The sequence below is a fragment of the Streptomyces sp. NPDC006923 genome (genome assembly GCF_040635655.1).
Classification (GTDB): Bacteria; Actinomycetota; Actinomycetes; order Streptomycetales; family Streptomycetaceae; genus Streptomyces.
The window spans coordinates 197,904-209,264 of the sequence record NZ_JBEYIF010000002.1; the positions used below are offsets into that span (position 1 = coordinate 197,904).

Annotated in this window: 8 protein-coding genes, 1 tRNA gene and 2 pseudogenes; 6 read left to right on the forward strand and 5 right to left on the reverse strand. The window is 68.7% G+C overall.

Annotated features, from left to right (window positions below; translation table 11 throughout):
• Positions 1 to 247 precede the first annotated feature (247 nt).
• From ABZ707_RS04240 to ABZ707_RS04250, 3 genes and pseudogenes are all read left to right on the forward strand, one after another.
• A pseudogene (locus ABZ707_RS04240) lies at positions 248 to 514 on the forward strand (hypothetical protein); the annotation flags it as partial.
• Between the two features lie 76 nt (positions 515 to 590).
• Positions 591 to 1,175, forward strand: a pseudogene (locus tag ABZ707_RS04245) (class I SAM-dependent methyltransferase); the annotation flags it as partial.
• Positions 1,176 to 1,416: 241 nt separating this feature from the next.
• Complete coding sequence (locus tag ABZ707_RS04250; protein WP_360167453.1) at positions 1,417 to 2,271, forward strand: hypothetical protein; 855 nt, start codon at positions 1,417 to 1,419, stop codon at positions 2,269 to 2,271.
• Positions 2,272 to 2,294: 23 nt separating this feature from the next.
• Here ABZ707_RS04250 and ABZ707_RS04255 read toward each other — a convergent pair whose 3' ends face one another.
• Positions 2,295 to 3,131, reverse strand: a complete 837-nt coding sequence (locus tag ABZ707_RS04255; RefSeq protein ID WP_360167456.1) for a recombinase family protein — start codon at positions 3,129 to 3,131, stop codon at positions 2,295 to 2,297.
• Positions 3,132 to 3,284: 153 nt separating this feature from the next.
• Here ABZ707_RS04255 and ABZ707_RS04260 point away from each other — a divergent pair, with 153 nt between their 5' ends.
• Positions 3,285 to 4,055 carry a tyrosine-type recombinase/integrase gene (locus ABZ707_RS04260; protein WP_360167459.1) on the forward strand — a complete coding sequence of 257 codons (771 nt, stop codon included), beginning with the start codon at positions 3,285 to 3,287 and terminating at the stop codon, positions 4,053 to 4,055.
• Positions 4,056 to 4,148: 93 nt separating this feature from the next.
• On the opposite strand, the gene ABZ707_RS04265 is transcribed toward ABZ707_RS04260, so the two are convergent.
• The 4 genes from ABZ707_RS04265 to sucC form a co-directional block, all read right to left on the reverse strand.
• Positions 4,149 to 4,236, reverse strand: a tRNA-Leu gene (locus ABZ707_RS04265).
• Positions 4,237 to 4,519: 283 nt separating this feature from the next.
• Positions 4,520 to 6,073 (reverse strand): aldehyde dehydrogenase family protein, encoded by a 1,554-nt coding sequence (locus tag ABZ707_RS04270; RefSeq protein WP_360167462.1) that lies wholly within the window; start codon positions 6,071 to 6,073, stop codon positions 4,520 to 4,522.
• 138 nt (positions 6,074 to 6,211) lie between these two features.
• Positions 6,212 to 7,114, reverse strand: a complete 903-nt coding sequence (gene sucD / locus ABZ707_RS04275; RefSeq protein WP_360167465.1) for a succinate--CoA ligase subunit alpha — start codon at positions 7,112 to 7,114, stop codon at positions 6,212 to 6,214.
• A gap of 16 nt (positions 7,115 to 7,130) precedes the next feature.
• Positions 7,131 to 8,261: an ADP-forming succinate--CoA ligase subunit beta gene (gene sucC / locus ABZ707_RS04280; protein WP_360167468.1), complete on the reverse strand. Its 1,131-nt coding sequence runs from the start codon at positions 8,259 to 8,261 to the stop codon at positions 7,131 to 7,133.
• A 148-nt stretch (positions 8,262 to 8,409) separates the two neighbouring features.
• Here sucC and ABZ707_RS04285 point away from each other — a divergent pair, with 148 nt between their 5' ends.
• A complete protein-coding gene (locus ABZ707_RS04285; protein WP_360167471.1) occupies positions 8,410 to 10,092 on the forward strand; it encodes a thiamine pyrophosphate-binding protein in 1,683 nt (560 codons plus the stop codon).
• A gap of 12 nt (positions 10,093 to 10,104) precedes the next feature.
• A complete protein-coding gene (frc, locus tag ABZ707_RS04290) occupies positions 10,105 to 11,361 on the forward strand; it encodes a formyl-CoA transferase (RefSeq protein WP_360167474.1) in 1,257 nt (418 codons plus the stop codon).

The following is an 11,361-nucleotide window of genomic DNA, read 5'->3' on the forward strand; positions in this document are numbered from 1 at the left end:
CGTTGCGGACTGCAAGATGTCGTTCGGAAGCGGACGAGTCGGCGGAGGCGCATGGACGTGAGCGACGCACGGACGACGATGGCGGGACCGGTTCACCTTTCGCCGCCAGGCGCTTCTCCTGAACCGGCGCCCGGGTGCGATGTGTGCGGGGCGTTGGCAAAGCAACGTCAGGCGGCGCGGGACCGGGGGGACCTGTCGGCGGCGACCGACTCTGATGTGGAGATCAACAGTCACCGCCCCGGTAGAGGATGTGCATCTGGGGGTTGGCAAGATCGTGGACATCGGCGTACACCAGCTCATCCTCGACACGCCTGTCTGGTTCGCCATCCGCGCGGCCTATAACGGCGGCAGGTACAAGCACCACGCGCCCTTCATCGAGCGGCGGCGGGACGGTCTGTGCCTGCGCACGGAGGACTTCATCCGCTCCCTCGGCTTCACGCCCGACGAGGAACTGTGGGCGATCGACGGGGCAGAGTGCTCCCCATGTGACAACAAGGTCCCCGACTCCCACTGAACAGCCGTGCCCACCGTGCCCCTCTCCGGCTCACCACTGACCGGAGGGGGGCGCACCTCTTACGAGAAGAGCCACCGTGCCAGCACGCCACAACCACGATGACGAACGCGACCTCTGGGACACGTACGCAACCAGCGTCACTCAGGAGATCGGTGCTCCGGTCATGAACTGGACGCAGTATTCCGGGCACGGCCCCGGCATCGAATTGCTTGAAAACCCCAGCACCGTTTTGGAGATCGGGTGCGGCACCGGTCGGGCTCTCGCCTACCTCGCGGAACAGGGAGTAAAGGCGACGGGGGTCGACATGTCGCCGGTCATGGTGGATGCCGTGCGAGAACGGTGGGGGGACCGGGTGTCGTTCCACTGCGCGGAAGTGCTCGACTTCCTGGGTGATCACCGGGAGCAGTACGACGCGGTGTTCTCGATCTTCGGCGCGGTCTGGTTCACCGACCCCAGCAAACTCCTGCCACTGGTGGTCAAGGTGCTCAGGCCGGGCGGGACTCTTGTCTTCGCGCACCCGCCGGCCATCCCCGGGGCCTACGGCCCGCAGGGCATGTACAAGGGTGGATTCACCGGCCGGGCACAGTTCACATACCGCTACAGCCACACCCCCAGGAAGTGGGAAAGTCTCCTGCTGGGGGCCGGTTTCTCGAAGGCGGAGGTGGCTGATCACGTTCGGCTCCGCTCCGCTGCACGGGGGCGAACTCCTCGACGCCATGACACCCGAACTGTGAACCTCATCCGCCCCGGCCTGTCGGCCGCAGCCGCTGCCCTGCTGGCCGCTGGCTCGTGCCCCGGCCTCGATGTAGTCCTCACCTCCGCGAGCACCCGCGAGCACTGGGACGATGTGGCCAAGGCTCTGGCTGCGCCACTGAAGGCCCAGGAACTCAGGAGGGTGACGGATGAACTCACCGGTGAATGAGGAGGTACAGGCCCTGATGGAGGCCGCCCACGACCGGGCGGCCAAGGCACTGGGCCTTACCTGCACGGGGCCGCTGGCGTGGGGCTTCCTCGGTGTCACCCTCGGACGCCGAGCGGGGGACCGGTGGCTACGGGTCAGCCGGACGGCGAAGAGGAACGCGGGCAGGAAGGCGGGGGAAGGCGTCGTCGGCGCCTCGGAGCTGGTGCCTGACGGCGTGCCCCGCCCCCACCTGTATGCGGTGCATGACTGGACTGACGGCGAGTGGGCCTTCGAGTCGGAAGTCCTGGACTACCTCACGCAACCCATCGTGTCCCCGGACCGGGCCGACATCGACCACGACCCGGGGTTGCCTGACGAGTGGTGGGCGGACCTTCGCCAAGCCCTGGCCCTCCTCGCTGAAGCGGAGGGAGTGAAGGCAACCGTGCGGGACGGGTGGATCGAACGAGCCTTCCCCCAGTTCCTCGGCATCCCTGCCCCCGCCAAGGTGGAGCGGGTGACCGGTCACGGCGACCTGCACTGGGGCAACCTCAGCGCCGCGCCCCTGTGCCTGCTGGACTGGGAGCGGTGGGGCCTGGTGCCCTTCGGCTATGACGCGGGGCTTCTCCACGCCAACAGCCTGCTTGTGCCCGACGTAGCCGCCCGCATCCGCAAGGAGTTCGCGGCGGTCCTCGACACCCCGGCCGGCCGAATTGGGGAACTCGCGGCCCTGGCCGAGATGTTGCAAGCCGTAGCCCGTGGCTGGTACCCCGACCTTGCACCCCACCTCGTGGCCCGTGCAGAGGCGCTCTCCGGAGTGCGCCCGCCCCTCCCGGTGCACTCCGAGGTGAGCGCCTGACTGCGCGCCCCTGCGCGCCCATCTCAGGCGCTCTCACCGATGTGCCGGTACAAGGTGGCCCGGGAGATTCCCAGCGCCTTGGCAATGGCGGTGACGCTTTCTCCCTTGGCGTGCCGGGCACGGGCTACGGCTAGCTTGTCGTCGTCCACGACGGAGGGGCGTCCACCGTGGTTGCCCTTGCGGGCCGCAGTGTCCAGCCCCTCCAACGTCTTCTCCCGGATGCCTTCCCGCTCCACCTCTGCGGCCACGGCCAGGACGGCGAACACGATGGCTCCCGCCCCGTTCGGGTCGTACACGCCCTGCAAGGGACCGGAGAGGAGTTCCAGTTGGATGCCGTCCTTCTGGAGCGTGGACGAGAGGGTCATGAGTTCTGCCGCGTTGCGGGCAAGACGCTTCATCTCCACCACGGCGAGGATCACCGGTTGGTTCGGGGCTGCGGCCTTGAACTCCCGTGCGAGAGTGAGCGCCTTTTCCAGTTCCGGCCGCTCCTTCACGCGGGTACTGATCTTCTCGGAGAAGACGCGAGTGCAGTCGGCACGGGCCAGCATGTCCAACTGGCTCTGTAGTTCCTGCCCAACCGTGCTGCACCTGGCATAGCCCAGTCGTATCGCTGCGCCCGGTATCGCTTCGGACACCACGGGGACCATCTCACCAGCCACCCACGGCTTACCGGGGCTGCGGTCGACCGGAGTCTTCACGGCGAGTTCCGCTTTGAGTGCAGGCACGAGGGCGAAGCGGCCCGTGTGGTAGTTGGCCGCAACCTTGCCCGTGGTCGTACGGCAGGAGCTACCGGCGGGGGCTTCGCACTTCGGGCATGGGTGACGCTCGACCTGATCGGCCGACGTGGTGTTCGTGCTCATGACCAGACTGTCTCATAAACGTGTCTCGAAAGACAGTCGCGAGACCGATCTTTTGAGACGGGTTTCGAGACGCGAGGGTGAAGGCGAAACGGACACGGTCCGATGCTGCGCCGAGCGTCTCACTATCGGAAGGTTGGTTGGTTGGTTGGTTGGTTGGTTATTGAGACGACTGGTGCACGTCTCGCCGCCACCGCCCGGCAGATCCGGGCGCAGGAGTCGAGGTATCCGACGCTGGACGACGGTCAGACGACCCGGTTCCTGGGGACGGTGTGGGAGCCGTGCGGCAACCGGGCCTGTGACGGGGGCCTGACCCACCACTGCCTTCGGGACGCCCCGCTGTGGACCGTGTACGCCGCTACCGGCGTGCGCCGCAGTGAGGCGCTCGGCATGAAGTGGTCCCTCATCAACTGGGATGCGGGGTCCATCGAACTCGGTTGGGTCGTGGTCGAGGAGGGCAACACCTACCGGCTGCGCAAGCTCACCAAGGACGGCGACGACAACGCAGTCATCTACGTGGACCAGTCCGTGATGAACGTCCTGACGTGGCAGAGGGAACCCCAGAACGCGGAGCGGGAACGGCTCGGCTCCTCGTGGGCGGACAACGATCTCGTCTTCGCCCGCGACGGCTTCAAGCTGTACCGGGGCGAGGCGGGCGGACCACAGGACCCCGAGAAGGTGTCGGCACGGTGGCGCACCCTGCGCACCCGGCTCCACCTGCCCGAGGACTTCCGCATCCACGACTGGCGGCACAGCAAGGTCACGAACGACCTGGAGGCCGGGGAGAACCCCGTCGAGGTCTCCGCCAACGTCCGGCACCACTCGCCGGGCTACACCATGGCCCGGTACGGGCACTCACGTAAGGACGGAGCACGGCGGCTGGCCGCTTCCGGAGCGGGCCGACTCGGCCTGTCATCCCTGGTCTGACCAGGAGATTCGCCCGGCTGTTGGTCACGTGGTTGGTCACGCCACAGTCGGAGAAACAGAAAGACCCCAGATCAACTGGGGTCTCTGCCGGTCTGGTGTCCGAGGGGGGACTTGAACCCCCACGCCCGATAAAGGGCACTAGCACCTCAAGCTAGCGCGTCTGCCATTCCGCCACCCGGACGAGTGGTCGAACCGCGGTGTTTGCTCGCGGCGACATGCACAACGATACCAGGGGATCGATGCCGTCCTCGCCCGTATATCCGGTGGTCAGCGATCCGCGGCGGCCACCCGCGCGGCAGCCTCGGCGGCCGTGTGCTCCGGCCGCCGCGCGCACGGGAAGCCCGCCCGGGCAGCGCGTAGAGCCCGGACAGCCCGACAGCCCGGCGAGCCCGGACAGCGCGGTTGCCCGCCGGCGCGGACCGGCGGGCAACCGCGCCACCTGTACAGCGGCCGGGGTCCGCCGGCTACGGCATCAGGTGGTAGTCCGGGAAGTTCCCCGGGGGCCGCTCCCCCGGCGGCCCGTCCGTCACCGCCCGTACGAGCAGCTCGCCGCCCACGAACGCGCCCCGCCAGGAGTGGCCGAAGCCGCCGAAGAGCTCGTCCCGGTCACCGCGCGAGCGCGGCTTTCCGTGGCCGACCTTGAAGGCGCGGATCTGCGGCGAGAGCCGCTCGTAGGTCGCCGGGTCGTCGGTGGACAGGGTCGCGACCAGCGCGCCGTTCGACGCGTTCATCGCGGCCAGCAGTTCCGCCTCGGTGTCGACCAGGACGATCGTGTCGACCGGCCCGAACGGTTCCGCGTGGTGCAGCGGTGAGGACGGCGGCGGGCCCAGCAGGGTGACGGGCGGCAGATAGGCGCTCGTGTCCTGGCCCGGCAGAAAGCGCCCGTCGCCGAGTGCTCCCTGGTGCAGGGGGACGGCGCCGCGGTCGATCGCCTCGGCCACATGGTCGCCCAGTTCCTTGGCCTTGGCCGCGTTGATCAGAGGTCCGAAGTCCAGTTCGGGCAGCGGATCCTCCGGGTGCTCGACCGCCAGGGGGTGGCCCAGCCGGATGGAGCGCACGGCGGGGAGATACGCCTCCAGGAAGTCCGCGAAGAGCGAGCGCTGCACGACAAAGCGCGGATACGCCGTGCAGCGCTGCTTTCCGTAGTCGAACAGCTTGGGGATGACGGCGGTCAGCGAGGGCCAGTCGCTGTAGTTCCAGATGCCCCAGGTGTTCAGCCCCTCCTGTTCGAGGATGTGGCGCTTGCCGAGGTCGGCGAGCGCGGTGGCGATACCGGCGCCGGTGTCCCGGCCGCCGACGAAGGACACACAACCGATCTCCGGCGACCGCACGAGCGCCTCGGAGAGTTCGCCGCCGCTGCCGCTGACCAGTGTGACGGGGATGCCCTCGCGCGCGGCGAGGGCAGAGGCCAGGGTCAGACAGGCCACGCCGCCGTCGGTCGGCGCCTTGGCGATCACCGCGTTGCCCGCCAGCGCCTGGACGAGCATGGCGTGGACCAGGACGGACATCGGGTAGTTCCAGCTCGCGATGTTGGAGACGGGCCCCGGCAGCGGGGTCCGGCCCGCCAGCATCGGCTCGACGCCCTCGATGTACCAGCGCACGCCGTCGATCGCACGGTCGACGTCGGCCTGGGCGAGCCGCCACGGCTTTCCGATCTCCCAGACGAGGAGGAGGGCGAGCAGCTCCCGGTGCTCGGTCAGCGCGTCGAGCGTCGCCGCGACGCGTGCCCTGCGTTCCGGCAGCGGGACGTGCCGCCAGGCGCGGTGCTCGTCCAGACAGGCGCGCACCGCCCGCTGGGCGGTGGCGGCGTCCAGCCGAGGCGGCCCCGCGATGGGACTGCCGTCGACCGGGCTGGTGGCGGGCAGGGCGCGCCCGTCGGACCGCCAGGAGGACGCCCACAGATTGCGCACGCGGTCGTCCTGGAATGCCTCGGGAGCGACGGCGAGACAGCGCTGCCACGCGTCCTGCCAGGCCGTGCCCGGTTTGAGAGTGAGGTGGTGGGTGAGGGTGGGTGCCATTGAGGGTCTCCGCTCTGAGGAGGCGGGAGGTGCATGGCTGAGCCCGGATACCCCGGGCGGATCACGGGACTGCCACTACCGCCGCGGTGCCGTTACCGGGCGGTAGTGAGCCGGGTGGTGGGTGGCACGCACCAAATGTCAATTATGAGCGACATCACGCGATGCCGCGAGGCGGTCGAGGACCAGCCGCGCGGTCTCCGAGGGGGTCGAGCCGACACGTACGCCGACCGCCTCCAGGGCCTTCTTCTTGGCCTCCGCCGTGCCGGAGGAGCCGGAGACGATCGCGCCCGCGTGTCCCATCGTCTTGCCCTCGGGTGCGGTGAATCCGGCGATGTAGCCGATGACCGGCTTGGTCACGTGCCCGGCGATGTAGGCCGCGGCGCGTTCTTCCGCGTCGCCGCCGATCTCCCCGATGAGCACGATCAGCTCGGTGTCCTGGTCGTCCTCGAAGGCGGCGAGGCAGTCGATGTGGGTGGTGCCCACGACGGGGTCGCCGCCGATGCCGACCGCCGAGGAGAAGCCGATCTCCCGCAGCTCGTACATGAGCTGGTAGGTCAGGGTGCCGGACTTGGAGACCAGGCCGATGCGGCCGGGCTTGGCGGCGATGTCCGCCGGGATGATGCCGGCGTTGGACTGCCCGGGACTGATCAGCCCGGGGCAGTTGGGGCCGACGATACGGGTGCCCCGCTCCTTGGCGTACGCCTGGAAGGCGACGGCGTCATGGACGGGGATGCCCTCGGTGATGACGACCGCGAGCCCGATACCGGCGTCCGCCGCCTCGATGACGGCGGCCTTGGCGAACGGCGGCGGGACGAAGACGACGGTGACGTCCGCCCCGGTCGCCGCGATGCCCTCGCGCACCGAGCCGAAGACGGGCACGGCACGGTCGTCGAAGTCGACCGTGCGGCCCGCCTTGCGCGGGTTGACGCCACCGACGATGTCGGTGCCCGCGGCGAGCATCCGCCGGGTGTGCTTCATGCCCTCGCCACCGGTCATGCCCTGGACGAGGACCTTGCTCTCCTTGGTCAGGAAAATAGCCATGGTGTCCTTCTCCTTGTCAGGCGTTCGCCAGTGCGGCGGCCTGCCGGGCCGCCCCGTCCATGGTGGTGACCTGCTCTACGAGCGGGTGGGCGCGGGCCGCGAGGATCGCGCGGCCGCGGGCGGCGTTGTTGCCGTCGAGCCGGACCACGAGCGGCTTGGTCAGCCGTACGGATTCCAGCGCCTGGACGATGCCCTCGGCGACGGCGTCGCAGGCCGTGATGCCGCCGAAGACATTGACGAAGACGGAGTTCACGGCGGGGTCGGAGAGGATGACGGACAGACCGTCAGCCATCACCTGGGCCGACGCCCCTCCCCCGATGTCGAGGAAGTTGGCGGGGCGGGCTCCGCAGCCGGCGACCACGTCGAGGGTGGACATGACGAGCCCGGCGCCATTGCCGATGATGCCGACCTCGCCGTCGAGCTTGACGTAGTTGAGGCCCTTGGCGGCCGCGGCGGCCTCCAGCGGATCGCCGGCCGCGTCGTGCTCTCCGTCGCCCCAACGCACTTGCCTGAAGCGGGCGTTGTCGTCAAGGGTGACCTTGCCGTCGAGGGCGAGAATCAGCCCTTCCGTGGTGCGGACCAAAGGGTTCACTTCGACCAGCAGAGCGTCCTCGCGCACCAGAACCTGCCAGAGCGCCTGGAGCACGGGCACGGTCGTCGGCGGCAGTCCGGCCGCCGCGGCGATCTCCGCGGCCTTCGCCTCGGTGACCCCTTCCGAGGGGTCGACGGGGATCCGGGCGACCGCCTCGGGACGGGTGGCCGCGACCTCCTCGATCTCCATCCCGCCCTCGGCCGAGGCGATGGCCAGGAAGGTCCCGGCCGCCCGGTCGAGGACGTACGAGACGTAGAACTCGTCCTCGATTTCCACTGGTTGAGCGAGCATCACCTTCCTGACGGTGTGGCCCTTGATATCCATGCCGAGAATCTGACGCGCGGTCAGTTCGGCTGACGCCGGGTCGGCCGCGAGCTTCACTCCGCCCGCCTTGCCGCGCCCCCCGGTCTTCACCTGTGCCTTGACGACCACGCGTCCACCGAGCCGTTCGGCGGCGAGTTTGGCCTCTCTGGGCAGCTCCACCACCTCGGCCTCCGGCACCACGATGCCGTAGTCCGCGAAGAGTTCCCTTGCTTGGTGCTCGTACAGATCCATGCCGGCTCCCTTTTGACGAAAGTGCCGCACGCCCTCTGGACACCACCCACCGGATGCGGGATAACAAGTTTCATACAGTATTCGTCGACTGTATGCAATGTACCGGGAGGGCGAACGCCCTCCCCTACGAAGGGACAGGGACTTCCTCATGCCCGACGACAGCCAGGAACTCATCTCCGGTGGTCATCTGGTCGCCAAGGCGCTCAAAGCAGAGGGTGTCGAGGTCATTTACACACTCTGCGGCGGTCACATCATCGACATCTACGACGGCTGCGTCGACGAAGGCATTGAAGTCGTCGACGTACGTCATGAGCAGGTGGCCGCGCACGCCGCCGACGGGTACGCCCGTATCACCGGAAAGCCGGGCTGCGCGGTGGTCACCGCGGGTCCCGGCACCACCGACGCCGTCACCGGTGTCGCCAACGCCTTCCGCGCCGAGTCCCCGATGCTGCTGATCGGCGGTCAGGGAGCACTCACCCAGCACAAGATGGGCTCACTCCAGGACCTCCCGCACGTCGACATGATGACCCCGATCACCAAGTTCGCCGCCACCGTGCCGGACACGGCGCGCGCGGCCGACATGGTGTCGATGGCGTTCCGTGAGTGCTACCACGGTGCCCCCGGACCGTCATTCCTGGAGATTCCGCGCGATGTGCTCGATGCCAAGGTGCCGGTGTCGAAGGCCCGGGTCCCCGAGGCCGGCCAGTACCGGGCCTCGACCCGCTCGGCCGGAGACCCCGAGGCCATTGAGAAGCTCGCCGACCTTCTCGTCCGGGCGGAGAAGCCGGCCATCCTGCTCGGCAGCCAGGTCTGGACGACCAGGGGTTCGGACTCCGCCATCGAACTGGTGCGGACGCTCAACATCCCCGCGTACATGAACGGCGCGGCGCGCGGCACACTGGCGCCGGGCGACCCGCACCACTTCCAGCTCTCCCGGCGGTACGCGTTCTCCAACGCGGACCTCATCGTCATCGTCGGTACGCCGTTCGACTTCCGGATGGGTTACGGCAAGCGCCTCTCGCCCGACGCGACGGTCGTCCAGATCGACCTCGACTACCGCACGGTCGGCAAGAACCGCGACATCGACCTGGGCATCGTGGGCGACGCGGGACTCGTCCTGGCGGCGGTCACCCAGGCCGCGAGCGGCCGGATCAACGGAGGCTCCGTCAAGCGCAAGGCCTGGCTGGACGAGCTGCGCGCCGCCGAACAGACGGCGATCGAGAAGCGGCTTCCGCAGCTCAGGTCGGACGCCTCGCCGATCCACCCGTACCGGCTGGTCAGCGAGATCAACGACTTCCTCACCGAGGACTCGATCTACATCGGCGACGGCGGCGACATCGTCACCTTCTCCGGTCAGGTCGTCCAGCCCAAGTCGCCGGGCCACTGGATGGACCCGGGCCCGCTCGGCACGCTGGGCGTCGGCATCCCGTTCGTCCTCGCGGCCAAGAAGGCGCGGCCCGACAAGGAGGTCGTGGCGCTCTTCGGCGACGGCGCCTTCTCCCTGACGGGCTGGGACTTCGAGACGCTCGTCCGTTACAACCTGCCGTTCGTCGGCATCGTCGGCAACAACTCCTCGATGAACCAGATCCGTTACGGCCAGAAGGCCAAGTACGGCGACGAGCGCGAGCGCGTCGGCAACACCCTCGGCGACGTCCACTACGACAAGTTCGCCCAGATGCTGGGCGGTTACGGCGAGGAGGTCCGCGACCCCGCGGACATCGCGCCCGCGCTCCAGCGCGCCCGTGAGTCCGGACTGCCGTCGCTGATCAACGTCTGGGTCGACCCCGACGCGTACGCCCCCGGAACCATGAACCAGACCATGTACAAGTAGAGGAGCCCTCCCATGACCCAGGCTCTTGAGACCCCGCAGGGCACAAAAGCGCTGTCGGGCTGCCGCGTACTCGACATGACGCACGTCCAGTCCGGCCCGTCCGCGACCCAGTTGCTCGGCTGGCTCGGCGCGGACGTGGTGAAGCTGGAGGCGCCGACCGGCGACATCACCCGCAAGCAGCTCCGCGACATCCCGGATGTCGACTCGCTGTACTTCACGATGCTCAACTGCAACAAGCGGTCCATCACCCTCAACACCAAGACGGAGCGCGGCAAGGAGATCCTCACCGAACTCATCCGCCGCTCGGACGTCATGGTGGAGAACTTCGGCCCGGGCGCCGTGGACCGTATGGGTTTCACCTGGGAACGCATCCAGGAGATCAACCCGCGGATCGTCTACGCCTCGATCAAGGGCTTCGGCGAGGGCCCGTACACCAACTTCAAGGCGTACGAGGTCGTCGCGCAGGCGATGGGCGGCTCGATGGCCACCACCGGCTTCGAGGACGGACCGCCGCTCGCCACGGGCGCCCAGATCGGCGACTCCGGCACCGGCATCCACGCCGTCGCCGGGATCCTCGCCGCGCTCTTCCAGCGGGAGCACACCGGCCGCGGCCAGCGGGTCAATGTGGCCATGCAGCACGCCGTGCTCAATCTGTGCCGGGTGAAGCTGCGCGACCAGCAGCGCCTGTCCCACGGTCCGCTCGCCGAGTACCCCAACGAGGACTTCGGCGACGAGGTCCCGCGCAGCGGCAACGCGAGCGGCGGCGGACAGCCCGGCTGGGCGGTCAAGTGCGCGCCGGGCGGCCCCAACGACTATGTGTATGTCATCGTGCAGCCGGTGGGCTGGCGTCCGGTCACCGAGCTGATCGGCCGGCCGGAGCTGGCGGAGGACCCGGAGTGGGCGACCCCGGAGGCGCGGCTCCCCAAGCTGGGCAAGATGTTCCAGCTCATCGAGGAGTGGACGGCCACCCTCCCCAAGTGGGAGGTGCTGGAGAAGCTCAACGCCCACAACATCCCGTGCGGCCCGATCCTCTCCACCAAGGAGATCATCGAGGACGCGTCGCTGGCCGCGAACGAGATGGTGGTCGAGGTCCCGCATCCCCAGCGCGGCTCGTTCACCACGGTCGGCAGCCCGCTGAAGCTCTCCGACTCCCCTGTGGACGTGGTCACTTCACCGCTGCTCGGCGAACACAACGAAGAGGTGTACGTCGGCGAGCTCGGCCTGGGCGCCGAGGAACTGCGCCTGCTCAAGACGAACGGAGTCATTTAG

What these genes read in the sequence shown, in the direction of transcription:
- ABZ707_RS04250 (WP_360167453.1), top strand. Translation starts at nt 1,417, where the DNA reads ATGAACTCACCGGTGAATGAGGAGGTACAGGCCCTGATGGAGGCCGCC.
- ABZ707_RS04255 (WP_360167456.1), bottom strand. Translation starts at nt 3,131, where the DNA reads ATGAGCACGAACACCACGTCGGCCGATCAGGTCGAGCGTCACCCATGC.
- ABZ707_RS04270 (WP_360167462.1), bottom strand. Translation starts at nt 6,073, where the DNA reads ATGGCACCCACCCTCACCCACCACCTCACTCTCAAACCGGGCACGGCC.
- sucD (WP_360167465.1), bottom strand. Translation starts at nt 7,114, where the DNA reads ATGGCTATTTTCCTGACCAAGGAGAGCAAGGTCCTCGTCCAGGGCATG.
- sucC (WP_360167468.1), bottom strand. Translation starts at nt 8,261, where the DNA reads ATGGATCTGTACGAGCACCAAGCAAGGGAACTCTTCGCGGACTACGGC.
- ABZ707_RS04285 (WP_360167471.1), top strand. Translation starts at nt 8,410, where the DNA reads ATGCCCGACGACAGCCAGGAACTCATCTCCGGTGGTCATCTGGTCGCC.
- frc (WP_360167474.1), top strand. Translation starts at nt 10,105, where the DNA reads ATGACCCAGGCTCTTGAGACCCCGCAGGGCACAAAAGCGCTGTCGGGC.